The sequence below is a fragment of the Caballeronia sp. LZ043 genome (assembly GCF_031451075.1).
GTDB lineage: Bacteria > Pseudomonadota > Gammaproteobacteria > Burkholderiales > Burkholderiaceae > Caballeronia.
Map to the genome: position 1 here is coordinate 119786 of NZ_JARUXT010000004.1, position 25166 is coordinate 144951.

Annotated in this window: 25 protein-coding genes; 11 read left to right on the plus strand and 14 right to left on the minus strand. The window is 64.5% G+C overall.

Annotated features, from left to right (window positions below; genetic code table 11):
* Positions 1-8 precede the first annotated feature (8 nt).
* The 3 genes from QCE64_RS28215 to hpnA all read right to left on the minus strand — a co-directional run bounded on the left by QCE64_RS28215 (position 9) and on the right by hpnA (position 4271).
* The gene (locus QCE64_RS28215; protein WP_309925508.1) at positions 9-533 is read right to left on the minus strand and encodes a hypothetical protein; all 525 of its coding nucleotides are present in this window, start codon (positions 531-533) and stop codon (positions 9-11) included.
* 232 nt (positions 534-765) lie between these two features.
* Positions 766-3015 (minus strand): NADP-dependent isocitrate dehydrogenase, encoded by a 2250-nt coding sequence (locus QCE64_RS28220; protein ID WP_310007518.1) that lies wholly within the window; start codon positions 3013-3015, stop codon positions 766-768.
* A 245-nt stretch (positions 3016-3260) separates the two neighbouring features.
* The gene (gene hpnA, locus QCE64_RS28225) at positions 3261-4271 is read right to left on the minus strand and encodes a hopanoid-associated sugar epimerase (protein ID WP_310007519.1); all 1011 of its coding nucleotides are present in this window, start codon (positions 4269-4271) and stop codon (positions 3261-3263) included.
* A 172-nt stretch (positions 4272-4443) separates the two neighbouring features.
* On the opposite strand from hpnA, the gene QCE64_RS28230 reads away from it, so the two are divergent.
* The 5 genes from QCE64_RS28230 (at position 4444) to QCE64_RS28250 (ending at position 10640) form a co-directional block, all read left to right on the plus strand.
* On the plus strand, positions 4444-7593 hold the full coding sequence (locus QCE64_RS28230) for a response regulator (protein ID WP_309925514.1): 3150 nt from the start codon (positions 4444-4446) through the stop codon (positions 7591-7593).
* 17 nt (positions 7594-7610) lie between these two features.
* Positions 7611-8447 (plus strand): CheR family methyltransferase, encoded by an 837-nt coding sequence (locus tag QCE64_RS28235; protein ID WP_309925516.1) that lies wholly within the window; start codon positions 7611-7613, stop codon positions 8445-8447.
* 2 nt (positions 8448-8449) lie between these two features.
* Positions 8450-9058: a chemotaxis protein CheB gene (locus QCE64_RS28240; protein ID WP_309925517.1), complete on the plus strand. Its 609-nt coding sequence runs from the start codon at positions 8450-8452 to the stop codon at positions 9056-9058.
* A gap of 62 nt (positions 9059-9120) precedes the next feature.
* A complete protein-coding gene (locus QCE64_RS28245) occupies positions 9121-10260 on the plus strand; it encodes a hybrid sensor histidine kinase/response regulator (protein WP_309925518.1) in 1140 nt (379 codons plus the stop codon).
* 83 nt (positions 10261-10343) lie between these two features.
* Complete coding sequence (locus tag QCE64_RS28250; protein ID WP_310007520.1) at positions 10344-10640, plus strand: acylphosphatase; 297 nt, start codon at positions 10344-10346, stop codon at positions 10638-10640.
* A gap of 34 nt (positions 10641-10674) precedes the next feature.
* On the opposite strand, the gene egtD is transcribed toward QCE64_RS28250, so the two are convergent.
* Positions 10675-11643, minus strand: a complete 969-nt coding sequence (gene egtD, locus QCE64_RS28255; protein WP_310007522.1) for an L-histidine N(alpha)-methyltransferase — start codon at positions 11641-11643, stop codon at positions 10675-10677.
* A 405-nt stretch (positions 11644-12048) separates the two neighbouring features.
* Between egtD and rarD the strand changes: the two genes are divergently transcribed.
* Entirely contained in the window at positions 12049-13026 is a 978-nt protein-coding gene (gene rarD, locus QCE64_RS28260) for an EamA family transporter RarD (RefSeq protein WP_309925522.1), read from the plus strand.
* Here rarD and QCE64_RS28265 read toward each other — a convergent pair whose 3' ends face one another.
* The 3 genes from QCE64_RS28265 to QCE64_RS28275 form a co-directional block, all read right to left on the minus strand.
* Positions 13027-13536: an Mpo1-like protein gene (locus QCE64_RS28265; RefSeq protein WP_310007523.1), complete on the minus strand. Its 510-nt coding sequence runs from the start codon at positions 13534-13536 to the stop codon at positions 13027-13029.
* 179 nt (positions 13537-13715) lie between these two features.
* Positions 13716-14189, minus strand: coding sequence for a hypothetical protein (locus tag QCE64_RS28270; protein WP_309934329.1), 474 nt, complete (start codon positions 14187-14189; stop codon positions 13716-13718).
* Positions 14186-14551 (minus strand): hypothetical protein, encoded by a 366-nt coding sequence (locus QCE64_RS28275; protein ID WP_309934331.1) that lies wholly within the window; start codon positions 14549-14551, stop codon positions 14186-14188. The genes QCE64_RS28270 and QCE64_RS28275 overlap by 4 nt, the downstream gene beginning before the upstream one ends.
* A 69-nt stretch (positions 14552-14620) precedes the next feature.
* Between QCE64_RS28275 and QCE64_RS28280 the strand changes: the two genes are divergently transcribed.
* Together QCE64_RS28280 and QCE64_RS28285 are read left to right on the plus strand one after the other, a co-directional pair.
* On the plus strand, positions 14621-14947 hold the full coding sequence (locus tag QCE64_RS28280; RefSeq protein WP_309934333.1) for a hypothetical protein: 327 nt from the start codon (positions 14621-14623) through the stop codon (positions 14945-14947).
* 285 nt (positions 14948-15232) lie between these two features.
* Complete coding sequence (locus QCE64_RS28285; RefSeq protein ID WP_309934335.1) at positions 15233-15646, plus strand: hypothetical protein; 414 nt, start codon at positions 15233-15235, stop codon at positions 15644-15646.
* A gap of 131 nt (positions 15647-15777) precedes the next feature.
* Here QCE64_RS28285 and QCE64_RS28290 read toward each other — a convergent pair whose 3' ends face one another.
* The 3 genes from QCE64_RS28290 to QCE64_RS28300 all read right to left on the minus strand — a co-directional run bounded on the left by QCE64_RS28290 (position 15778) and on the right by QCE64_RS28300 (position 18551).
* Entirely contained in the window at positions 15778-16341 is a 564-nt protein-coding gene (locus QCE64_RS28290; RefSeq protein WP_310007524.1) for a transglycosylase SLT domain-containing protein, read from the minus strand.
* Between the two features lie 106 nt (positions 16342-16447).
* The gene (locus tag QCE64_RS28295) at positions 16448-17857 is read right to left on the minus strand and encodes a DHA2 family efflux MFS transporter permease subunit (RefSeq protein WP_310007525.1); all 1410 of its coding nucleotides are present in this window, start codon (positions 17855-17857) and stop codon (positions 16448-16450) included.
* A 139-nt stretch (positions 17858-17996) separates the two neighbouring features.
* Positions 17997-18551 (minus strand): phosphonate degradation HD-domain oxygenase, encoded by a 555-nt coding sequence (locus QCE64_RS28300; RefSeq protein ID WP_310007526.1) that lies wholly within the window; start codon positions 18549-18551, stop codon positions 17997-17999.
* A 96-nt stretch (positions 18552-18647) separates the two neighbouring features.
* Between QCE64_RS28300 and QCE64_RS28305 the strand changes: the two genes are divergently transcribed.
* Together QCE64_RS28305 and QCE64_RS28310 are read left to right on the plus strand one after the other, a co-directional pair.
* Complete coding sequence (locus tag QCE64_RS28305; RefSeq protein ID WP_310007527.1) at positions 18648-18956, plus strand: hypothetical protein; 309 nt, start codon at positions 18648-18650, stop codon at positions 18954-18956.
* A 76-nt stretch (positions 18957-19032) separates the two neighbouring features.
* Positions 19033-19614, plus strand: coding sequence for a J domain-containing protein (locus QCE64_RS28310; RefSeq protein WP_310007528.1), 582 nt, complete (start codon positions 19033-19035; stop codon positions 19612-19614).
* Between the two features lie 10 nt (positions 19615-19624).
* Here QCE64_RS28310 and QCE64_RS28315 read toward each other — a convergent pair whose 3' ends face one another.
* The 4 genes from QCE64_RS28315 to QCE64_RS28330 all read right to left on the minus strand — a co-directional run bounded on the left by QCE64_RS28315 (position 19625) and on the right by QCE64_RS28330 (position 22601).
* Positions 19625-19873: a hypothetical protein gene (locus tag QCE64_RS28315; RefSeq protein ID WP_309925540.1), complete on the minus strand. Its 249-nt coding sequence runs from the start codon at positions 19871-19873 to the stop codon at positions 19625-19627.
* Between the two features lie 342 nt (positions 19874-20215).
* Positions 20216-20611, minus strand: coding sequence for a VOC family protein (locus QCE64_RS28320; RefSeq protein ID WP_309925542.1), 396 nt, complete (start codon positions 20609-20611; stop codon positions 20216-20218).
* Between the two features lie 10 nt (positions 20612-20621).
* Positions 20622-20945, minus strand: a complete 324-nt coding sequence (locus QCE64_RS28325; protein WP_310007529.1) for a hypothetical protein — start codon at positions 20943-20945, stop codon at positions 20622-20624.
* 87 nt (positions 20946-21032) lie between these two features.
* Positions 21033-22601, minus strand: coding sequence for a hypothetical protein (locus QCE64_RS28330; protein ID WP_310007530.1), 1569 nt, complete (start codon positions 22599-22601; stop codon positions 21033-21035).
* 358 nt (positions 22602-22959) lie between these two features.
* Between QCE64_RS28330 and QCE64_RS28335 the strand changes: the two genes are divergently transcribed.
* The gene (locus QCE64_RS28335; RefSeq protein ID WP_309927476.1) at positions 22960-25155 is read left to right on the plus strand and encodes a SulP family inorganic anion transporter; all 2196 of its coding nucleotides are present in this window, start codon (positions 22960-22962) and stop codon (positions 25153-25155) included.
* Positions 25156-25166: the final 11 nt, after the last annotated feature.

A 25166-nucleotide genomic window follows, 5' to 3' on the forward strand; every position in this document is an offset into this window, starting at 1 on the left:
AAGCCGCCTCACTTCTTCGTCAGCATGGCGTACAGCTCGACGACCATGTTCGGCGAAAACGTGAACGGCACCCAGCCGTGTCCGCCGTGACGCAGGACCAGCAGGCGGTCGCCGTTGGCGTATTTCTGCGTCGCCATGACCGGGTTCTTGGTCGCGGCGAAGCGCCAGCCCGGCGCAATCCCGGCGGGCTGTTCAGGCGTCATTGAGGCGCGCACGTTCGAGAGCTCTTCGATCAGTTCCGATACCCCTTCCGGCCCCAGCTTGACCGTTTTGCCCGCAATCGTCATTTCGATGGCGTCGCGATCCGGCCGCGACACGACGAGCCGCGGCGCTTCGTTCAGCGCGGGCGGTTCGGCGGGTGCGGAGGCGTCGCGGTTCAGCGCGGGCGGTTCGGCGGGAGCGCTGTCGGCGGCTTCACGGGGTTCGACGGCAGAAGCGGTAACTGAGGCAGAAGCAGAAGCAGAAGCGGAGGCGGTCTGAAGGAGCGTGTCGAGGCTCGACTCCAGCGCGCCGAGCTGGTCGTGTAGGTTCATGCGAATGGTGTCTTTGACTTGCGAGCTTGCGGCGAGGCACCGATTCTACCCGCTCGTCTTTGGCGAGGCCGATGCAGGTTGTAACCAATTGCTCCGAACGTGCGGATAACGCGACACTTTCCGCCGCCACAAAAAACAGGACCGGCGACCCTTTCGGGAGGCCGGTCCAGCGGAAGCGCATCCGCATGACGCGGATACGCCGGTACTGCCTTGGTACTGCCTTGGTACTGCCTTACTTCGCGCTGGCCGCCTGCTCCAGCGCGGCGTTGAGCGTCTTGCTCGGACGCATGACGGCTGCAAGCTTCTGCTCGTCCGGCTGGTAGTAGCCGCCGATATCCGCTTCCTTGCCCTGCACCGCGTTCAGTTCGTCGATGATCTTCTGCTCGTTGTCAGCAAGCGTCTTCGCGAGCGGCGCGAAGCGTTGACCCAGTTCGCGATCTTCCGACTGCGATGCCAGTTCCTGCGCCCAGTACATCGCGAGATAGAACTGGCTGCCGCGGTTATCCAACTGGCCGGTTTTCGGCGACGGGCTCTTGTTGTTGTCGAGCAGCTTGCCGGTGGCGGCATCCAGCGCCTTCGCGACGAGCTTCGCACGCGCGTTGTCGTTCTTGATGCCGAGTTCTTCGAGCGACACTGCCAGCGCCAGGAATTCGCCCAGCGAGTCCCAGCGCAGGTGGTTTTCCTGCACGAGCTGCTGCACGTGCTTCGGCGCCGAGCCGCCCGCGCCCGTTTCATACAGGCCGCCGCCGGCCATCAGCGGGACGATGGACAGCATCTTCGCGCTGGTGCCGAGTTCCATGATCGGGAACAGGTCGGTGAGGTAGTCGCGCAGGATGTTGCCGGTCACCGAGATGGTGTCCATGCCGCGGATCACGCGTTCGAGCGTGTAACGCATCGCACGCACTTGCGACATGATGTGGATCTCGAGGCCCGTCAGGTCATAGTCCTTGAGGTAGGTCTCGACCTTCTTGATGAGTTCGTTCTCGTGCGGACGATACGGGTCGAGCCAGAACACGGCCGGCATGCCCGAGTTTTTCGCGCGCGTGACGGCGAGCTTGATCCAGTCGCGGATCGGCGCGTCCTTCACGAGGCACATGCGCCAGATGTCGCCCTGTTCCACTTGCTGCGTGAGCGCTTCGATGACTTCGTTCGTCGCGTTGTCGACGATGCGCGCCGTGCCGTCCTGCGGAATCTCGAAGGTCTTGTCGTGCGAGCCGTACTCTTCGGCCTTCTGCGCCATCAGGCCGACGTTCGGCACCGTGCCCATGGTCTTAGGGTCGAACGCGCCGTTGGTCTTGCAGAAGTTGATGATTTCCTGATAGATGCGGGCGAAGGTGCTTTCCGGAATCAGGCACTTCGTGTCTTGCGGACGGCCATCGGCGCCCCACATCTTGCCGCCGGCGCGGATCATCGCGGGCATCGATGCGTCGACGATCACGTCGTTCGGCGCGTGCAGGTTCGAGATGCCCTTGGCCGAATCCACCATGGCCAGCGCCGGACGATGCTCGTGGCACGCGTGCATGTCGCGGATGACTTCGTCGCGCTGCGATTCCGGCAGCGTCTCGATCTTCGAATACAGATCCACGAGACCGTTGTTGACGTTGATGCCGAGTTCCTCGAACAGCTTGGCGTGCTTGGCGAACGCGTCCTTGTAGAACACCTTCACGGCGTGACCGAAGACGATCGGGTGCGACACCTTCATCATGGTCGCCTTTACGTGCAGCGACAGCATCACGCCGGTCTTGCGCGCGTCTTCCATCTGGTCTTCATAGAACTCGACCAGCGCCTTCTTGCTCATGAACATGCTGTCGACGATCTCGCCGTCCTGCAGCTTGACCTTCGGCTTGAGGACGATGGTCTCGCCGCCCTTCGTGACGAGTTCCATGCGGACTTCGCGGGCCTTGTCGTTCGTGATCGACTTTTCGCCGTGATAGAAGTCGCCATGCTTCATGTGCGCGACGTGCGTGCGCGAAGCCATGCTCCACTCGCCCATGCTGTGCGGGTGCTTTTTCGCATAGTTCTTGACGGCGAGCGGCGCGCGGCGGTCCGAATTGCCTTCGCGCAGCACCGGGTTCACCGCCGAGCCGAGACACTTGGAATAGCGCTGGCGAATGGCCTTTTCCTCGTCGTTCTTCGGCTCTTCCGGGAAGTTGGGCAGCTTGTAGCCCTTCGACTGGAGTTCCTTGATCGCGCTCGTCAGCTGATGCTGCGAGGCGCTGATGTTCGGCAGCTTGATGATGTTGGTGTCGTCGAGCTGGGTCAGGCGGCCGAGCTCGGCGAGGTTGTCGGGGACTTTCTGCTCATCGGTCAGGAATTCGGGGAATTCGCCGAGAATGCGGGCCGCGACCGAAATGTCGCTGGTCTCGACATTGACGCCGGCCGGCGCCACGAAAGTACGGATGATCGGCAGAAAGGCGCTGGTTGCGAGCAGCGGAGCTTCGTCGGTCAGGGTGTAGATGATGGTGGGTTGCTGATTACTCATCGCTTGTCTCGACATCCGAAAACGGGTTGGAAAAAACCGCCGGCCTGAATGACCCCTCCGGCAACAAACCGCTATTCTGCCTGAAATTGCGTGGCTCGCGTGTGAAAGCAGCCCCGTGAAAACCGCAAAAACAGGCGTTTTTATTGCTTTATCAACAACTTAACATTTTTCAAGTCTTATAGAAGACCTGCAATGTTTGCCGCCAGCGCCGCGTGCCGGGCCGTTTCACGAAATGATTCGATGCTTCACACCGTGAGATATCCGTTCGTGCGAAACCAGTCGAGCGCGTCCTTCAGTCCCTCGCGGTACGGCCGCGCGCAATAGCCGAGTTCGCTTTCGGCGCGCGCCGAGGTGAAGTACATCTTGTTCTTCGACATACGTAGTGCGTCGACGGTCACCATCGGTTCCTTGCCGCTGAACTTGGCGAACAGTTCCGCGCCGATCGCGACGGGATACAGCGGCCCGCGCGGCAGTTTGATGGTTGGCGGCTTGCGGCCGACGAAACCCGCGATATCCGTGAGCATCTGCTGCAGGGGCAGGTTCTCGCCGCCCAATATGTAGCGCTCGCCGATCCGCCCGCGTTCCAGCGCCAGGAAATGGCCGTTGGCGACGTCATCGACGTGGACGAGATTGAGGCCCGTGTCGACGAAAGCCGGAATCTTGCCCGTCGCCGCTTCCACGATGATGCGCCCGGTCGGCGTGGGACGCACGTCGCGCGGTCCGATCGGCGTGGACGGATTGACGATCACGGCCGGCAACGCGTTCTGCGCGACCATGCGTTCGACCGCGCGTTCCGCCAGCACCTTGCTGCGCTTGTAGGCGCCGATGGTGCTCTGCGGGTTCGAAGGCATGGTTTCGTCGGCGATGGCGCCCGAACTCGTCACCTTGAGCGTCGCGACGCTGCTCGTATAGACGATGCGCTCCACGCCTTCCGCCAGTGCGGCGCGCATCGTGGCCTCGGTGCCTTCGAGATTGGCGCGTTCGATCTCGCTTGGGTCCGGCGCCCAGATGCGGTAATCGGCCGCGACGTGGAACAGGAAGCGCACGTCCTTGAGCGCGGCGCGCATCGAGGCCTCGTCGCGCATGTCGCCGACCACGATTTCCGCGTTCAGCGACTCGACGTTCTTGCGCGGGCTGGTCTTGCGCACGAGCACGCGCACGTCGAAGCCGCGTTCGATGGCGAGCCGCGCAACCGCGGACCCGACGAACCCCGAAGCGCCGGTGACAAGCACGCGGGAGCCGGAAAAATCAGTCATTCTTACCTCGTTGAAAATGCGCCTGCGGCGGTGTTTTGTAACATCTGCCGCGCCGGAAAGCAGGCCTTTCGAGCCGCGGAGCCCGATGTGACAAGGCCTTGCGCGGCATGCTATGGTCCGTGCCTGCTACCGGCGCGAGCGTCGCGCAAAACTCGAACATAACCGGTGAACGATGCCTCAAGCCACTCGGAACCTCTCTTCCTGGATCTATTTCGCGATCGGGATCACGCTCGCCGTGGTGTTTGCCATCGACGTGCTGACGCCGATGCGCGTCGCAATCTGGGTGTTCTACATGCTGCCGGTCGTGATGTGCGTCTGGGTGGACCGGCCGTCGGTGCCGATCGTCACCGCGGTGGCTTCCTCGGCGCTGATGATCGCGGGATACGTATTCTCCGTCGCCGATCCGAGCGCCAGCCACGACGTGCTGCAACTCAACCGCGCGATGGGCATTCTCGTGCTGCTCGTGCTTGCGGCGGTGGCGCACCTGTATATCAAATCGCGGCTCGCGGTACAACGCACCGCCTGGCTGCAACAGGGCATCGTGCAGCTCGGCCTGCAATTGCGCGGCGAGCAGTCTCCCGCTTCGATCGGCGTGAGCATCCTGCGTTCGATTGTCCCGTACGTGGATGCGAAGGTCGGCGTGGTCTATGCGCTCGACGGCGACGCGCTGGTGCGGGTCGCAGGCTGGGCGCTGCCGGAAGACGATAGCGCGCCGCGCCGCATTGCGCGCGGCGAGGGGCTGGTCGGCCAGGCGATCATCGAAGGGCGTCCGCTCGAATTGCGCGACGCGTCGTCTCACTATCTGAAAGCCGGCTCGGCGCTGGGCTCGGCGGCGGCGACGCGCGTCGTGATCGCGCCGCTGTTCGCCGACGGCGAGGCGGCGGGCGCGCTGGAACTCGGTTTCGTCGGCAATGAGGGCCGTTTTGACGATGCCCGCGCGCTCCTCGATATGGCGTCGGAGCCGATCGGCATGGCGCTGCGCTCATCGCGCTATCGTGCGCGCCTGGTCGAACTGCTGGAGGAAACGCAGCGCCAGAGCGAGGAATTGCAGGTGCAGCAGGAAGAACTGCGCGTGTCGAACGAGGAACTGGAAGAACGCGGCCGTGCGTTGCAGGATTCGCAGGCGCGGCTCGAACAGCAGCAGGCCGAGCTCGAACAGACCAACGTGCAGCTCGAAGAACATACGCAACATCTGGAGCGGCAGAAGGCGGAACTGTTGCAGGCCCAGCAGGAACTGACGGCCAGCGCACTGGAAATGGAGCGCGCGAGCCAGTACAAGTCGGAATTCCTCGCCAACATGTCGCACGAATTGCGCACGCCGCTCAACAGCTCGCTGATCCTCGCCAAGCTCCTGCAGGACAACAAGCAGGGCAATCTGTCGGACGAACAGGTGCGCTACGCGGCGACCATCCACTCGTCGAACAGCGACCTGCTCGCATTGATCAACGACATTCTGGATTTGTCGAAGGTCGAAGCCGGGCAGATGGACGTGCAGTTCGCGCCCGCCGCCGTCGATTCCATCCTGGATGCGCTCAAGCAATCCTTCATGCCGGTGGCCGGCAGCAAGGGACTGGAGTTTCTCACCGAGCGTGGCGCGGGCGTGCCGGATTACTTCGTCACCGACAGCCAGCGGCTGTTGCAGGTCTTGCGCAATCTGCTGTCGAACGCGTTCAAGTTCACCGAGCGCGGCAGCGTCACGGTCGCGGTGCAGCGTTCGGGCGACAACGCGCTGCGCTTCGAGGTGCGCGACACCGGCATCGGCATTGCGCGCGACAAGCAGGACCTGATCTTCCAGGCGTTCCAGCAGGCCGACGGCACCACGAGCCGCAGATATGGCGGCAGCGGCCTGGGGTTGTCGATCTCGCGGGAGTTCTCGCGTCTGCTGGGCGGTTCCGTAGCGGTATCGAGCGAACTGGGCCGCGGCAGCGTGTTCTCCGTCACCCTGCCGATGACCGCGCGCGAGGGCACCGTCACGGCGAAGCTGGAAACGGCAGGTCCGCTGGGCGAGCCGGAAGCGGCGCTGAATGCGCCGGTTGTCCCCGCGCCCATGCCGGTGTCCATTCCGGCGCCCATTCCGGTGCAACCCGTCGCCACGTTCCCGGAAGCCGTGGGCATCGCCGACGACCGCGCGCAGCGGCGCCATCCCGACCGCGTGATCCTGGTCATCGAAGACGATCAGCCGTTCGCGCACATCCTCTACGATCTGGCGCACGAACTCGAATTCGACTGCGTGCACGCCGCCACCGCGACGCAAGGCGTGGAACTCGCGCGCTCGCTGCAGCCGAACGGCATCCTGCTCGACATCGGCTTGCCGGACCAGTCCGGCCTGACGGTGCTCGAATGGCTCAAGCACGATCCGCTCACGCGCCATATCCCGATTCACATCGTGTCCGCGACGGATCACGCCGATGTCGCGCTGCATCTCGGCGCCATCGGCTACACGCTCAAGCCGAGTGCGCGCGACGATCTCGCCAACGCCATCCGCAAGCTGGAGGCGCGTTCGTCGCAGGGCGTGCGCCGCGTGCTCGTGATCGAGGACGATCCGGCGCTGCGCCAGAGCATCCACGCGCTGCTTGCGAGTGAAACGGTGGCGATCGTCGAAGCAGGCTCGATTGCCGAGGCGCTCGATGAAATGCAGCGCGGCGTGTTCGACTGCATCGTCATGGATCTCGCGCTGCCCGACGGCTCCGGCTATGAACTGCTGGAACGCGTGTCCACGACAGGCGGGGTCGCGGCGCCGCCGGTCATCGTCTACACCGGGCGGCTGCTGTCGCAGGAAGAAGAACAGCGCCTGCGCCGCTATTCGAAATCGATCATCATCAAGGGCGCAAAGTCGCCGGAGCGTCTGCTCGACGAAGTCACGCTGTTCCTGCACAGTGTCGAGAGCGCGCTGCCGCCCGAGCAGCAACGCATGCTGCGCGCGGCGCGCCAGCGCGACGACGTGTTCGAAGGCCGTACCATCCTGCTGGCCGAAGACGACGTGCGCAACATCTTCGCGCTGTCGCGTGTGATCGAGCCGCTGGGCGCGACGCTCGAAATCGCCCGCAACGGCCGCGAGGCGCTCGAGGCGCTGGCGCGCCGCAATGACATCGACCTCGTGCTGATGGACATCATGATGCCGGAGATGGACGGCCTCACCGCGATGACCGAAATCCGCAAGCGCTCGGAGCACGCACGCCTGCCGATCATCGCGCTGACCGCGAAGGCCATGCAGAGCGATCGCCAGAAATGTCTCGAGGCGGGTGCGGACGATTACATATCGAAGCCCATCGACGTGGATAAGCTCGTGTCGTTGTGCCGCGTGTGGTTGCGCCAGCGATGACCGGACCAACCTCTGCAATGAACGACGCCAGGAACGAGGAAGAAGCGACGTTCGACATCGAACTGAAGCTGATTCTGGAAGCGATCTACTTGCGCTATCAGCACGACTTCCGGCATTACTCGGTGAGTTCGCTGAGGCGCCGGCTCGCGCAGGCCGTGCATGATTTCAACGTGCCGACGCTGTCGCATCTGCAGGAGCGCATCCTGCGCGACCCGGCGCTGTTCGCGCGGCTGTTCCAGTACCTGACGGTGCAGGTGAGCGAGATGTTCCGCGACCCGCAATACTTCCGCGCGATCCGCGAGCAGGTCGTGCCAATTTTGCAGACGTATCCGTCCATCAAGGTCTGGGTGGCGGGGTGCAGCAGCGGCGAGGAACTGTGGTCGCTCGCGGTGCTGTTCGCGGAAGAGAAGATCGCCGAGCGCACCGTGTTCTACGCCACCGACATCAACGCCGAGGCGCTGCGCCAGGCGGAAAGCGGCATCTATCCGCTGGAGCGCATGGCGGGATTCAGCCAGAACTATCTGGCGGCGGGCGGCAAGCGGTCGCTCTCCGACTACTATCACGCGGCTTACGGCGCGGCGAAGTTCTCGCAGGCGCTCAAGTCGCGCGTGGTGTTCGCGGATCACAGTCTCGCCACCGACAGCGTGTTCCTCGAAGCGCATCTGGTGTCGTGCCGCAATGTGCTGATCTACTTCGATCGCGCGCTGCAGGACCGCGCGCTCGGCCTGTTCAGCGACTCGCTCGTGCGGCGCGGGTTTCTCGGTCTCGGCAGCAAGGAGAGCCTGCGCTTTTCGACCCATGCCGATCGTTTCGCGGACTTCAATCCGCGCGAACGGCTCTACCAGAAGGTGTGACGATGTTCGACGCGCAGCGCATCGAAGCGGTCGTGATCGGCGCCTCGGCGGGCGGCGTCGAGGCCTTGAGCCAGTTGTTGCCCGCCTTGCCGGAGACGTTCGCGGCGCCGGTGCTGGTGGTCGTGCATGTGCGTCAGGGACAGCCGAGCCTGTTGCCCGGACTGTTCGCGTCGCGCTGTGCGCTCGAGATCGCGGAGCCGTTCGACAAGGACGAGATCGCACCGGGCCGCGTGTATTTCGCGCCGCCGGGCTATCACATGCTGGTTGAGGCGGAAGGCGGCGCGGCGCCGTCGATCGCCTTGTCGGTGGATCCGCCGGTGCGCTTTTCGCGGCCGTCCGTGGACGTGCTGTTCGAATCGGCGGCGCATGCCTGGCGTGAGCGGCTGCTCGGCATCGTGCTGTCGGGCGCGAACGACGACGGCGCACGCGGTGCGCGCGCCATCCGCGCGGCGGGCGGCGTGTGCTGGGCGCAGGACCCGGTGACGGCCACCGCGCCCGCGATGCCGCAGGCGGCGATCGCCGAGGGCGATGTGAGCGACGTGCTGACGCTGGACCAGATGGCGCTGCGGCTCGCGCAGTGCACGGGCAAGGCGCCGGGAGCGCGTCAATGAGCACATTGATGAATGCGCCAACGAGCGCAGCCAACGACACAGGCAAGGCAAGGAGTCACCCGATGACGCAACCCATCCACGTGCTGATCGTCGACGACATCCGCAACAACATCACGGCGCTCGAGGCATCCCTCGCGCGGCCGGATCTTTCGGTGCTGAAGGCCGAGTCCGGCCCGGCGGCGCTCGAACTGTTGCTGAAGCACGAAGTCGCGCTCGCGATCCTCGACGTCAATATGCCCGGCATGGATGGCTTCGAGCTTGCCGAACTGATGCGCGGCAGCCCGCGCACCGCGCACGTGCCGATCATCTTCCTCACGGCCACGGCGCAGGAAGCGAACCGCACGTTCCGCGGCTACGAAGCGGGCGCGGTGGACTTCCTCTACAAGCCGTTCGACTCGCGCATCCTGAACTCGAAGGTGGATGTGTTCATCCAGATGGAACGGCAGAAGCAGCAGCTGGCGACGCAGCTTGCCACCGTGCAGCAACTGCTCGACGCCAACGAGATGCTGATGGCCGTGCTCGGTCATGACTTGCGCACGCCGCTGTCGGCGGTGATTGCCTCGGCGGAATATCTCGCGCGTTTCGTGCAGGACGAGAATGTCGCCAACATCGGCACGCGCATCAAGTCGAGCGGCATGCGCATGGTGCGCATGGTCGATCAGCTGCTGAACCTCGCGCGCCTGCGCGGCGGGCGCGTGACCTTGCAGCCGCGCGCGGTCGAACTCAACACGCTGGCGAAGAACATCGTCGATGAATACGAGGCGCGCGTGGGCAAGGGGCGCATCTTCGTGCTGCGCCAGGGCGACACGCTGCTGCAGGGCGACGGCGATCTCCTCTCGCAAGTGTTCTCGAACCTGATCGGCAATGCGCTCCAGCACGGTCTCGAAGGCTCGGCCATCCAGGTGCGCCTGGACGGCTCCGCCGACAGCGTGAGCATCACCGTACAGAACGCCGGTGCGATCCCCGCCGACGTCCTGCCGACCATCTTCGCGCCGTACCGTTCGGGCCGGCGGCAGAGTGAATCGAGCGGGCTGGGACTCGGGCTCTACATCACGCGAGAGATTGCGGAGATGCACGGCGGCGAGGTGCGCGTGCGTTCGACCAATGACACCGGCACCGTGTTCGAAGTGACCTTGCCGCGCGTGCCGCGTCCGCGCACGGGCGAGAGCCCTGATGTCGCGCAGCCGTTCCGCCTGAGCTGAGCGCCGCTGGTCGGCCGGCCGCGACGCGCGCCGCCGCGCGTGTCTACAATGCGGCCTATGACCAGCAAACAAGGGAGAGCGCGATGACCGTTCCAGACCTGGATACGAGAATCGAAACCTATTACGTGCATGTGCGAGGCGTCGTGCAGGGTGTCGGCTTTCGTCATCACACAGTGCGCCGCGCGCATGCGCTCGGCGTGCGCGGCTGGGTTGCCAATCTGGAGGACGGCTCGGTGGAGGCAGTGGTGCAGGGCGCGGCAAATCAGGTCGACCTGATGCTCGAGTGGCTGCGGCGCGGACCGCCGCATGCCCGCGTCATCGAATTCCACAGCGAAGAGCGTCACGTCGAGAAGCGTTACGAGCGCTTCGAACAGCACTGAACGCCGCGCTTTCACGCCTCCCGACTGACGTCTCTTAACGCGCCACCAGCAAACTTTCCGCGAACTGCCATTCCTCGTCGAGCCACTGATGCGTGCATTCGAAGCCCGCGTCGGCGGCGATCGGCGCGACTTCGTCGGCCGCGTACTTGTGGCTGCTTTCCGTCCAGATCGTCTCGCCCTCGCGGAACCCGACGCGCAGATCCGCGCCGCGCACCTGCACCGTGAGCGCGCGCTTGGCACGCAGATGCATTTCGATGCTGCGTGCGTCGGGATTGAAGCGCGCGACGTGCTCGAAGGCATCGATCGGGAAATCGCCGTCCAATTCGCGATTGATGCGCGCCAGCATGTTCAGGTTGAACGCGGCGGTGACACCGATGGGATCGTCATAGGCGGAGATCAGGACCGGCAGCGGTTTGATGAGATCGGTGCCGAGCAGGAGCGCGTCGCCGGGCTGGAGCATGCCGCGGATCGAGCACAGGAAGCGCGTCGCCGCGAGCCGCGCGAAATTGCCGATCGTGCTGCCGAGGAACAGCACGAGCAGGCGCTCGCCGTCCTTGCGTTTCGCGCTGACTTCGGAGAGGCCGGCGAGGTAATCGCGCTCGTGTCCGACGATCGACACCCGTTCGATGTCGCCCAGTTCGCGCCGGCACAACTGCAGGGCGGTGCGCGAAATTTCAATCGGATGGTAAGCGGTGGGCTGTTTCTTACACAGCGCTTCGAGGATGCGGCGCGTCTTGCGGCCGCTGCCGCTGCCCAGTTCCGCGACCTGGATGTCGCCCGGCATGGCCGCGACGATGTCGGTGGCGTGGTCTTTCAGCACGCGTTCCTCGGCGCGCGTCACGCCGTATTCGGGCAAGGCGGTGATGACTTCGAAGAGCGCCGAGCCCACTTCGTCATACAGATACATCGACGGCAGTTCTTTCTGCGGCTGCTTGCTGAGACCGGTGTGGACCGCCTCGGCGAAGGCATTGGGAAAACGGGGCGACAGGGCGGGTTGAGTCATGACGTCTCCATTCATGCGGCGTTTTTGTGAGCGCCGTCGCGGGCATCGGCGACGGTGGCGCGGCGTGGGAGTGCGGACGATGCCGCGGATGCTGCGACGTGAACGGGAACGAGCCGGCAGGCTGCCGGTTCGCCAAGGATGACCGGTCGTCGTGACCGGCCGAAGACACATCGGACCGTGTGTGAACCGTCAGAGACACGGCTCGCGCAGCGAGGTTCAAGCCAATTCGAGACACCTTGAGCGTGCGGGACGAGCAACACGCGAAGCAAGAAGCGGGCACGCTGCCGCGCATTTCCGGAGAAGCGTTGGGCGGGTAGCAGGTTCCGGCCCGTTTAGAATGCGCCTTTCTCGTCATTCCCGCAGCAATGGCGGGCTTACCCCCTTCGGCGCACGGCGCTTCTCTCGATGAATCAGCATGACCTGGGGCGCGGCATCGCGCTCTCCGTGAGCGCGTCGGCGCTGTTCGCGCTCATGTCCGGTTATACGAAGTGGCTCACGCCGCTCGACGGACTCGATATCTTCGCCTGGCGCATCGTCTGGACGCTGCCGGGTGCGTTGGCGCTCGTTGTCCTGCGCCGGCGCTGGCCGCAATTTCGCGCGCTTGCCGCGAAGCTCGTGCGCATGCCGCGATTACTGGCCGCCTTCGTGGTGGCGGCCGCCCTGCTCGGCGTGCAACTGTGGATCTTTCTTTGGGCGCCACTGCACGGGCGCGCGCTCGAGGTGTCGCTTGGCTACTTCCTGCTTCCCCTTGCGATGGTGCTGCTCGGCCGCTTCCATTACGGCGAGCGGCTCGACGCGTTCCAGTGGGCGGGCGTGGCGGCGGCAGCGGTTGGCGTGGCGCACGAGCTTGCCATGACGCATGCGTTCGCCTGGCCGACGCTCGTCGTCATGTTGGGCTATCCGCCTTACTTCATGATCCGGCGCCGGCTCGATGTCGACCCGCTCGTCTCGTTCGCGATGGAGATTCTGTTCATCGCCCCCGTCGCGGTCGTCATGCTGTGCGTGCGTGGTTCGTTCGGCGTGGTTGCGGGCGCGCCGCACCTGTGGCTGCTGCTGCTTCCCGGACTCGGCGCGCTGAGCACGCTGGCGCTGGCTTCGTATCTGCGCGCGAGCCGGCATTTGCCGCTGGCGCTGTTCGGCATTCTTGGTTACGTGGAGCCCGTGCTGCTGGTGGGCGTCGCGGTGCTGTTGCTGGGCGAGCCGTTCTCGGCGGCGCAACTCGGCACTTATATCCCGATCTGGCTCGCGGTCGTGCTGACGGGCATCCACAGCGCGCGGCTGCTGATGCGCGAACGCACGATGCGGCGGATGCTGCCGGTGAGCGAACACCATGCGGGCGTCGAACACGAGACGGTGGCGGAGGAGATCGAGCGCACGGATTGATCAGCGCGTAACGGTGTCTGGCGTATGGATGGCGACGTACAGATCGCGTCGCAGTCCCAGTGCCGACAGCAACTCGACCAGAATGAAGAGCGGTCCGATCAGGAGGCTGACGACGTCATCGACGAAAGCGGGCTTGCGATGTTCGAAGCGCAGATGCCCGACGAACTGCAAGGCCCAGCCCGTCACGAACATGCCGACGCCGATCACCAGCCAGAGCGTCGTGCTCTGCATCGCGACCCAGTGTCCGAACCACGCGCTCGCCGCCGACACCATGCCCATGCCGAAGCCGAGCGGCAGATCGAGCCTGAGATAAAAGAGTGTGGCAAGCGCGAAGAGGATGACGGCGGGCGTCAAGGGAAAGGCGCCGGAGAAGACAGGCCATGCGGGCCGGCTCAGCAATGCGGCGATAGCCAGAACGATGAGCGGAATGCCGATGACATGCGTCGCGACATTGCGCGTGTCGCGATGATAAGCCGCGTACTGCGACAGATGCTCGGTCAGTGTGCGCATGACGGTCGTCTCCCGATGCGGTGAGTTGCCATCATGATAGGCCGCTATGGAGCAAATTTTTGAACCTGCGCTTGCCTCACGCAAAAAAAGCGAGCCCGCAGGCTCGCTTGAATCGAACGCACCGGATGCATGCTCAAGCAGTTATCCGGTGCGCGATGCGCTAATGACGCGGACCTCCCTTACTTCTTTGCCGCGTCGATCTTTGCATCGGCGGCCGCCTTGTTTGCGTCGCTTTGTGCCTCGACTTTTTGCTTGTCGGCCTTTGCCTGAGCTACATCGGCATCCTTGGCGGCGTCCTGTTTCTTCTTGTCTGCCTTGGACTGTGCGGAATGCTTCTTCTTGTTCGCCTTGGCTTGCGCCTTGGCGGCGTCGCCGCGCGCACCGGATGCCTGCTCCGGCGTGGTCGCCTGCGCTACCTTCGCGGCTTCCTTGTTGGCATCGGCTTGTGCCGATGCCTTGTCTTCATTCGCCGATGCCTGAGCCTTCGCGGCATCGTGCTGTGCGTCCGCCTTCTTCTGGTTGGCCGTTGCCTGAGCTTCGGCTTTTTGTTGGTTTGCCTTGAGTTGTGCCTTGCCTGCGTCGGTGGTGGCCGTCTGAGCGAAAACGGTGGTCACGAGCATGGCGGATGCGAGAGCAGCGACGAGTTTCTTCATGGTTTGACACTCCCTGATTCTTTTATGGTGAGCGCGTGGCGTAGTACGCCGCGCTGTCGGACATAACGCCGTGTTGATCGATGGAGTTGACTCGTTTCTCGTGACAAACGGTAACCAGTGGATAGCAAGTGAAACGGCGCCGGTAAGCGCGATTCGCGTGGTCGGCCATTGCGGCTTCGCTTTACCGGACCCATGGCAGAAACTGTTATCCAGGCGGCAAATTCAATTCCATTTGTAACTTCCGATGCTGGTTGGTGATCCATAAGAAGCTGAATGCGCCAAGCAATTTTCCAAGCAAATTTGCTGGAGAAATGCTTGCCGCCCAACTTGTAATTTTTGAAATGCGCGGTTACCAACTGCATCAGTTATTTCTTAGCTGACTGCTTAAGATGACTCCCATCAACCCGGCTAAACGGGAAATGGAGAAGCTCATGAAACGCGCAGCAATTGTGTTCCTGATGATCGGCAGTCTGACGATGGCGGGCCAGGCCTCGGCACATGGACGCGGCGGCTATGGCGGTCATCACGGCGGCGGCGGAAATGGCGGGGCGATCGTCGGTGCATTGATTGGCGGCGCGGTGCTGGGCGCGCTGGTGTCGTCAGTGGCGAACGCGCAACCGGCCTATGCACAACCGGTCTATCAACAGCCCGCGTACGCACAACCGGCCTATGCGCAACCCGTATATGCGCAACCGGCGCAGCCCGCTGGCTACTGCTATGACAACTATCGCGGCGGCTATGTGCCGTGCGGTTATTGAGGCAAGCGTCGGTGCGCCGCTCGCGGTAGTCGGGATGCACGATTCGCTTGAGGGGAAATTCGCGTCTTCTTTTTCCGAACGATGGAGGACAGCTATCCGCCCGGCGAATTGAACTTCACTTGTGACGGCGCCCGCGCTGACGGGGGGTGGAGGCAATCGGGCTAGCTGGCGGAGTGGGCGAGACGGATCACCAGGGATGCGCGGCACGTCGCTTGCGCTAATGCGAATACGGCTGCAGAGGCAAGAACATCGTCGCAGCCGACACGCAAACTCTGGAGATCCGAAATGAATGCGACTGCGAAGAAGCTGGTGATATCGGCGTTGGTGCTGGGCCTGTCGGGCGGTGCCTATGCTCAGGGAGGCGGAGGTGGCGGCGGTGCGGGCGGCGGCGCCGGCGGAGGGGCGGGTGGCGGTGCTGCTGCGGGCGGTTCGGCGGGCGCGGGTGGCAACGGTTCGGCGGGCGCCGGCTCGGGCGCAGCGGGCAAGGGCGGCGGCGTGGGCATGGGCGGCACCGGCATGGGCGGTTCGTCCGACGGCACGACCGGCACGGGCACGGGCGCCAAGAGCGGCATGGGCAATGACGCGACCAATGGCATGGGCCAGGATCAGGGAACCGTGCAGCGCAGCGCCCCGAACAACGGCAACATGAATTCGGGCGGCATGAAGTCGAACGGCAGCGGCACGCAGAAGGCCTATTGATGGACCGATGAACACGCCCCGATGGGTGCGATCGCCGCGACGTCGACGGGACGTACTTGCGGCATCCGCCTGGCGGCGTTGCTTGAAGCAGGAAGATTGAAGAAAGCGTGAAGCGCCTATGCGGCGCTTTTTTATTTTCCGGCCGCGGATGCCGGTTCGGCCGCTGCGGCCGGCTCGAACGTCCTGGCGCGCAGGCTGACCTTTTCGGCATAGGCGCGCGATCCGCCGTAGCTCTTCAGCGCCGCATCGACATCGCCCTGTGCGGAAGTCATGTAACCGTGCAGGATCGCCGAACCTGCCTCAATGTTGTCTTCCGGATCGGTCAGGTCGATGTTGCGCACCAGCGACTTGTGGGCCGAGGGCACCACTTGCATGAGCCCGGTTGCGTGGTTCGGTCCGCGGGCGGTTTCCTTGAAACGCGATTCGATCGAAATGATCGCGAGCAACAAGGCGGGCGGAAGCGAATACTTCGATGCCGATGTCATCACTGCCGAGGCGATGGTCTGCGCCTTCTCGCGCGCCACGCCGAACTTCTGTGTCAGATATTCCGACATCTTGTGACTTGCCTGCTCTGCCTTCGGGTCCTGCTGAACGGCGGAATCGCCGGCTGCCGGGACAGTCTGCTGCGCGAAGGCAGCGGACGCGCAACTCAGCGCGATGGCGAAGGCCGCAGAGAGGACAAGGTTTCGACGCATCGGATCGGGGAAGTCATGACGGAGCCGCATTATAGCCACATAAAAATTCCTTGTGGATCATGGACTTGTCTTTAATCTGAAGTTTCGTTGCGGGAATCGGAACGATTTACGTCGGCCCGGCTCGCTTGACGGCCGGGGCCGAGATGCCCTCGCCGGCGTCGGTGGAGAGCCGCAGGAACATCGGCAGGGACGCCAGCACCACCAGCGCGATCACGACAAAACCGCACGCCAGTTGCCAGCGTTCGGTCTGGACGCTGCCCGAAGCCAGCATGGTCGCCTGGATCGTGCCGGACGCCACCGTGACGCCGAGCGCCTTCATCAACTGCTGTGCGGTTCCCTGGAACGACGTGGCGGCGGCCAGGCGCGGTTTTGGCACGTCGGCGAAGGCGAGCGCGCCCATCGTCGCAAAACTGAGCGAGCGGCCGAGGCCGCCGAGCAGCAGGAGCAGGAAGATCGCAGCGGCGGGCCAGGCCTGCGACATCGTCGAACAGGCGAGCAGCACGGCCGCGAAACAGACGCTGCCCGCGCACAGCACCGTGCGCACCGAGAAATGCCGCAGCGCGAGCGCGGTCATTGGGCGCATGCAGAACGAGCCAAGGGCGCTCGCGAAGGTCACGAGGCCGCTGGCCGTCGCGCTGTAGCCGAAGCCGGTCTGCAAGGTCAGCGGGACGAGAAACGGCAGCGCGCCGGCGCCCGCGCGGAACAGGCTGCCGGCGACCGTCGCGGCATGGAAGGTGGGAATGGACAGCAGCGAGAAGTCGATGGCCGGATTCGCCGTCCGGCGGCAATGCAGCACCGTCACGCGAAACAGCAGCAGGCCCGCTGCCATGCAGATCCAGGGCACGCCGTCCGGCAGGACGCCGCGCCCAGCGCTTTCGATCCCGATCATGAACAGACTCAGCGATGCGCCCGACAGCAGCATGCCGCGCAGGTCGGGCGGCGTGCGGCTTTCGGGCGGCGAAGGCGGCAGCAGCTTCCACGTCAGCAACATGCCCGCGATGCCCACCGGCACGTTCACCCAGAAGATGCTGCGCCAGCTGAGGGCATCGGTGAGAAAGCCGCCGAGCGGCGGGCCGAGCAACGGGCCGACGAGCGCGGGCATCGTGAGCCAGGTGGTGGCCTGGAGCAGTTCTTCGCGCTTGACGCCGCGAAACAGGATCAGCCGCCCGACCGGCACCATCATCGCGCCGCCGAGCCCCTGCACGACGCGGGCGGCCAGCAATTGCGGCAGGTTCATCGCGGCCGCGCAGGCTATCGATGCCAGCGTGAACGTCGCGATGGCCCACATGAACACGCGCCGCGCGCCGAAGCGGTCGGCGACCCAGCCGCTGGCGGGAATGAACACCGTCAGCGCGACGAGATAGGCGGTGATGGCGCTGCTGAGATGGACGGGATCGACATGAAGGTCGCGGGCCATGGTCGGCAGCGCCGTCGCGACGATGGTGCCGTCCATGTTCTGCATGAAGAGCGCGCTCGCGACCACGGCGGCGGTCAAACGGAAGTTGCGTTCGTTCACGATGCCGCATCCGGAAGAGCGCCGAAGGCGTGTTGCAAGCTTTGCTGACTGACGTCCGTTCGATTCGATAAGGAAAAGGGTCGCATGCCGCACAGTCTAGCGCGATCAGCGCACGGCCGTTTCCGGCCGCCGGGCGTCCTTAATCCGCGATACGCGCCACGCCGGCCACCATCTCCATGAAATGCGGCAAGTCGGGCGTGACGCGGGAGGCGTCCTTCGCTTCGTCGTCCCAGCGACGCAGCGCGAGCGCATCCTGCGCATAGGGTCGGGCGAGGAAGGCGTGCGCGGCTTCATCGTCTAAAACGCCGCCCTGCAATTGCAGGCTGCGTACCGAATCGGCGGAGAGCCGCGCATGATAGGACGCATCAATGGCGCACAGGCAGCGCTTCGCATCGACGTGCAGCCGGATCGGTTCGAGCACGGCATCCGGAAACAGCGGCCGCAGGAAGGGCAGCGCGTAATACTGATGCAGATCGTCGATGCCGCGTTCCGTCGGCGTCTCGCCCTGCTGATTCAGCAGATGGCCGAGGTCATGCAGCAAGGCGGCCACGATCAGTTCGCGGCTCGCGCCGGCCTGTTCGGCGAGCGTCGCGCTTTGCAGGGCGTGCTGTAGTTGCGTGACCGGTTCGCCGCTATAGGCCATGGAACCGTGTGTGTCGAAGAGATGCTGGATGTCGTCAAGCGTAAGTGCCATGGTTGAGCTGAGCGTTGCCGGATCAAACCTGACATCATCGCGTTGCTTCATGACACGACGATGGCGCGCGCTGCAATGCGACAAGGAGCCCGTCCGATGCCGCTCTCGTTTCGCCGCCGTCCCGAACTCGCCGGCCTCAACTTGCGTTCGCGGCGCGAAGTGCGGCGCATCGCGTGGCACTTCGCACAACGGCACGGGACGCTGCATGCGCCGGCCTTCGTGTGGATCCTTTTCGTGCTGATGCACGTGCGCTATCAACTCGTGCCGGAGCGCCGCGAGTATCTTGCGATCACGCTCGTGCTCTTCGTCGTGGCAGTGGTGAACATCCGCCTGCACATCGCACATTACCTGAAGGCTGCGCGTGCGGTTTTCGACCGCATCGGCAGCGCTTTTCCTGTGAAGTGAAGCGGCGTGCTGCGCTGCCGCATCAACGGCGGGCCCGTGTTAGGATGCTCGGCGACCCGTACCCACCGAACGCACTATGGCCACGCTATACGAAACGCTCGGCGTGAACGAGCATGCCACCGACGAAGAGATCAAACGCGCGTATCGCAAGGCCGCCATGCGCTGCCATCCGGATCGCAACGTGGGCAACGAAGTCCAAGCCCACGCGCAGTTTCACGAGATCAAGGAAGCCTACGCAATCCTGTCCGATCGCGCCCAGCGCGAGGTGTACGACCGTACGTTCGCGGAAGAGATGCGTCGCTGGGAAGAGCGTGTGCGCCAGGAAGAAGCGGAACGCGCGGCACGCGAAGCCAAGGAACGCGAGGCGCGGGAAGCGCTGTATGCGGAACGCGTGTCGCTGGCGATGCGCTTTGCATCGCTTGGACATAATCGCGATGTTGTATTCGGTGTCCTGCTCGGCGCGCAATGCGATGAACCGGCGGCGCGGCAGATCGCGGACAGTGTGATCGCCCTGCATGAGTCACGTCTGCAGAGCAACGCAGAAATACTTGAAAAAGAAGAAGCCGGGAAGAACGAAGAGAAAGAGGCGAGTGCCGCTGGCCCGATGAACCCGCTCGGCGCAATGTGGTTCCAGTTCCTGAACAACATGCGCCTTTGAAAGTCATCGCTTATGCCGCCAGCATTTCGCCGCGCATGTTGCGTTGCCGGGGTGCGGCGGGATACACGCACCAATGTCCGTCGTCATGACGGAAGAAGAACAACGCTCTCGACGCCTTTCCGTTCAACGCTTCCACACACACATAACGCCGGCCGTCGGAACGGGTGCGGCTGAACTGCCTGACTCGCACCGGCATGCTTCCGGGCGCCAGCCACTTGTCCACCTGGTAACGAAGGGACTGCTCGTTCGCGCATTTCATTTCAGTCTCCAGCACGCGGCCTTCATGATCCGGATTACGGCGTGACGTACGCCGGTCTGAACCACTCGGAAACCCTTGCCGCAACGCATCACGTTCCTCACAAAGCGCTTTAACTCTACGCCCCTCGCCCTTGAGCGGAGCCGTTTTTGCGAAATAGCAACAGAGAGCTTCAAGCGCCTCGCCCCCGTTCGAGCACAAGCATCCTTACCGCCGATGGACCTATGCTCATGCAACGCGATGCCCGGATATGTACGCGAACGGTCATATGAAATGGCCGATGCGTACGCTAGCCGTCATAGGAGATGAAGCGAGCCGCATGCCCGAGCCAGGTGCCATCCGCAATCAGAGCGGACGCGCGAAGCTCAGTTCGTGACCGTCGGGATCGGTGAGATGGAAGTAGCGTTCGTGCCAGGGCGCATCGCGCGGTTCGAACTGCGGTTCGATGCCGTTTGCCTTGGCCCGCCGATAGAACGCGTCCACGTCGGACACATGGATGATGACGCGGCCCCAGAAGCGGATGGGCGCGTGGGTTTCGCTGGTGAGATTGAGGTACGAGTTGCCGAGCGCGAACGAGCTGAACGTCGCGTCGCCACCGCCGTACAGCAGGCGCAGGCCGAGCGCTTCATAGAAGCGCACGGCGCGCGCCATGTCGCCGGTGGCAAGCGTGATCGCGCTCAGGCTTTCGACGCATGCATCGTCGTCTTGATGCCGGGGTGTCGGCGAGTGCGAGTCAGTCATGCGTGATGGTTCATCCCGAGTGTGGATGGTGCGAGACGAGCGGCAGCACCGAAAGATCCGGATGCGTGCCGTCGATGATGCTCTTGCCGATGTGCCGCGCTTCATCGACGGCATCGGGCGCGCTGCGGTAGGCATCGTCGCCGTCGGCATGAAAATGGACCGCTTCTCCAGGCACCTCGGCATGCGCGCCGGGCCGGCACACATGGCCAATATAAACGAAGCGGTCCGCTGCAAGAGGCGGCGCATGTTCGGGCGTCGGCTTCAGTTGAGTCAGCACGTGGATCTCGAAGCCCTCGTACTGGAACACCTGCCATTGAGCGGGATCGTCAGGCATGATCGCCTCCTTGGTGTGGTTCGCTCGTCGATCCACGTTACTCCTGTTGTTGCGGCGAATCCATCGGGCATTGCCATCGCGAAGGCGTCAGCCGCCTCGCGCGTTTTTCAGCGGGATGCGGATCGGCCCGCCGATACTGTTGAACAGCAGGTCGCCATCGGGAAGATATTCGACCACGCCATACGCGCCGTTGCCGAGGTTGCCTTGCCCGAGCGAGACGCGATGCACCGTCTCACCCGTCTTCCAGTCCATGCCGGTGATCTCCCAGCCGCTCTGCGGGTAATAGCCGTTCACGAAGACCATGCCGGATCCCGTGCTGATGCTCGGCACCATGCTGACGGAGACGACATCGCCACGCGCCCAGACGCTGCGCCAGCGATGCGCCCGCGGATCCCACTCGAAGCGTTCGACGCCTGACGCCGGCGGCAGGACCGGACCGAGCGCGAGCACGTCGACGAGCCTGTCCTTGTCGCGCTTCCGTGCGGCATTGTTTGCGACGAACGCGCCGTAGCCGCTCACCGCCACCGAGCGTCTCGACTGGATGACATCGGGAAGCTTCGCGAGTCCCGCCGTGACCGGAATCTGACCGGCAACGCGCGCGGAGGGCGTGCCGGGGATCGGCTTCCATCCGGTGGGAATCGCGTCGCGCCAGAAGGCGACGAGGTTCATGCGGGCGGCGCCGTCGGTGATGACGACCAGCCGGTCCGCATCCTGACCGTTGCCCATCAGGGTGGGCGTCGATCCGGTTCCCTGGCTGTTTTCGTAGGGCGCTTTCCAGGCGCCGTCGGCTTCGTCTTCGGACAGCTTCGAGCCTGTCCACACGAGCTTGTGCAGCATGCGGCTGGAGGCAACATAGATGCCGCCGTGCGCGTCGATGCAGAACGAGTTGCTCACGACCTCGTCCGGTGCGAAGCGCACGGTGTACGCCTGGCCTTCGAGCGAACGGTCCAGCACGCTGAGCGTGTTGGCCGACGCCACGACGAACTTGCCGTCGTACGTCATGCCCATGCCGACGAGAAACGACCGGCCGATGATCGGCGTCATGTCGATGGTCTTGAGCAGCCTGATGCCTGCTTCGGGATGCTTGTCGTCGAGCAGCCCGAACTTGCTGATCTTGCCGTTCGTGCTGTTGAAGTAGACGTGGTTGTCGCGATCGACGAGCGAGTACGCGCCGTTCACCGCACGCGTCCAGTCGACGCCATAGGCCTCGGACACCGCCTTGCGAATCTGCTCGACCGACGTGAACGGCTGGTCGAGTACTTTGGCGTGCGTGGCGGCGGAGATGAGCCGGGTGTGCTGCGCCGGCATGCGCGCCACTTCACGCAGGCGTCCGCCGGAGATGTCGATATAACTGACGCCTTCGCTCGATACGCCCCACATATATCCCGGCGATGTCGAGGCGAGCGTCATCACGTTCACCGGACCTGCCACGACGCGCGGGAACTTGCGCGGATCGACGCTGAACAAGCCGCGCCTGACCGGCCAGGGAAACGCGTCGCTCTGGGCGGAATCGAAATGCGTGATGGCGAGGCGGGGCGCCGCGAGATACGGATTGACGGGCGGCTGCCCCGCGGACTGAGCGGCGGCGAACCCGGCGACGCACAGCAGCGACGCCGCCAGCGCGCGGCTGGACTTGCTGAACAGGATTGACTTCATCGTTGAAGAGTGAGGCGGCGCGGGGGGCCGTGACTGAAGGTGGTGCGGCGTGAGACCTGCGTGACTGTCCGCTGGCCGGTGGCGGAAAACAATCGGCCGGTTCCTATAAAGCAGGTGTTTCCGTTAAAAAAGCTGAAGCAGGCGCGATCGCCGTCAAATTGACACTGCGCGCGTGCCTGACGGATACTTTTTTCGCTCCGGGTCTGCACGATTTTTCACGGTCGTTTCAAGCGGACCGGGGCGCTTCGGGCGCAGGAAGCGACGCATCCGTTCCCCATTCGTCAGCCGTTTCGTTGCCCATCCTCGGGAGGGCGTCTTGAAGCCAGGCACGACCGGATCCAACGTACGCATGCACGCCATGCCGCGCCTCACCGCCCTCGCCGGCGACGTGACGGCGGGCACGGTCTCCACGCTCGTCATGCTGTGCTATGCGATGAGTCTCGGCACGCTGATCTTCAGCGCCGATCTCGCGCGTTACGCCGAACTCGGCGTTCCCACCGCGCTGGTCAGCTGCATCGTCACGGCGTTCGTCATCGCGCTCACCAGTTCGATGCGCATGAACATCGGCGGGCCGGACAGCAATGCCACCGCGTTTCTCGTCGGCGTGGCGGCGGGCGTCGCGAGCAGCGTGCGCGCGAACGGCGGCTCGCCCACGGTGATCCTGCTGACCGTGCTGGTCGCCATCGCGCTGTGCTCGCTCGTCACGGGCCTGATCCTCTTCGCCATCGGCTCCTCCAAGAAAAGCCGCTCGCTGCAATTCCTGCCCTATCCGGTGATGGGCGGCTTTCTCGCCGGCACCGGTTATCTGCTGATCGCGGGCGCGTTTCGCGTGCTGACCGGACTCACGCTCGACTGGCATACGCTGCCCATGCTCGCCCGCCTGTCATGGCTCGCGTGGGTCCCGGCGCTGTTCGTCGGCGCGCTTGCCACGCTGCTCGCGCGTCGCTGGCGCCATGCGGCCGCGATGCCGATCACGCTCGCCATCGGCATCGCGCTTTTTTACGGGCTGCTGCACGTCGCGGGCATCTCGCCCGAGGAGGCGCGCGGCATGGGCCTGCTGCTTCAACATGTGCCGGTGCATGCGCTGCACATACCGGAACTGCATCTGCCGTCGACGCTCGCGCACGGCGAGATCGACTGGCATGCGATCGTCGCGCATCTGCCGGAGACGCTCATCGTTACGTCGGTATCGGCGATCACGATCATCATGAACTCCACTGCGATGGGCGCAGCGACCGGACAGGACATCGACCTCAACCGCGAGATGCGCGCCGCCGGACTCGCGAACATCGCGAGCGGTCTGTTCGGCGGCATGGTCGGTTATCAGTCGTACAACCGCTCCATGCTCAACGCGCGCGCCGGCGCGACGAGCCGCGTCGCCGGCGTGTTCGCGGCGCTCGCCTGCCTGTTCGTGCTGATTGCATCGCCCGATCTCGTGTCGCTGTTTCCAGTGCCGGTGCTCGTCGGCATGCAGCTGTACATGGGACTGCGCCTGATGATGGACTGGCTCGTCGGCGCGTATCGCAGACTCACCTGGCACGAGTATCTGCTCGTGCCGCTGATCCTCGGCGTGATCGCGTTCTATGGCGTGATCGCGGGCGTCGTGGCGGGCGTGGTGGTCGCGTGCGTGACCTTCGCGCTGCTCTATGGGCGGGCCGGCTGCGTGCGCATGGAGTTCGACGGCCGCACGCGGACTTCCAACGTCGAACGCAGCATCGAGGAAACGCGGCTGCTGATGGACCGCGGCGACGAAATCTGCGGTGTCTGCCTGCAAGGCTTCCTTTTCTTCGGCTCGGCGCATTCGATGTTGCAGCGCATCCGCGAGCGAATCCGCGGGCATAAGCCGCGGCCGGTCCGCTATGTCGTGCTCGACTTCGCGTGGACCAACGGCATGGACGCATCGGTATCGCTGGCGTTCGTGAAGCTGCGCCAGGCGTGTGTCGCGATCGGCGCAGACCTCGTGCTCACGGCGTTGCCGGACGGCTCGCGCGCGCTGCTGGCGCGCACCGGGGCGCTGGCGCTCGGCATCCGCGAATTCGCGTCGCTCGACGCGGGGCTCGAATGGATCGAGGCGCAACAGCTCGCCGCCTCGACGCAGCGCGCGGCGGCTGGCGCGGCATCGTCCGACTTCCGCACGCTGCTCGCGCCGCACTTCACCGAACGCGCTTTGGCGCAACTGGCCGCGCGGTTGGACCTGCGCGAGATCGACGCGGGCGAGGCGCTGTTCCGGCGCGGCGACGCGGGCGATGCGCTCTATATCGTCGAGGCGGGACGCGTGACGGTATCGCTTCCGCTGGCGGGCGGACGGTCGGTACGGCTGCGCTCGTTCGGGCCGGGGACCATCATCGGCGAGATGGCGGTGTACACGCATGCGCCGCGCAGCGCGGACGTGGTCGCCGACGAACCCGCCCGCTTGAGGCGCATGACGCTCGCGGCGCTGAGTGCGCTGGAGCAGGACGACGCGCTGACGGCACAGGAGTGGCATCGCTTCGTCGTGAAGATGATGGCGCTGCGGCTGGCGGTGGCGGACGAGGCGCTGCGGGCGGCGTCGTGAATGTGCGGCGG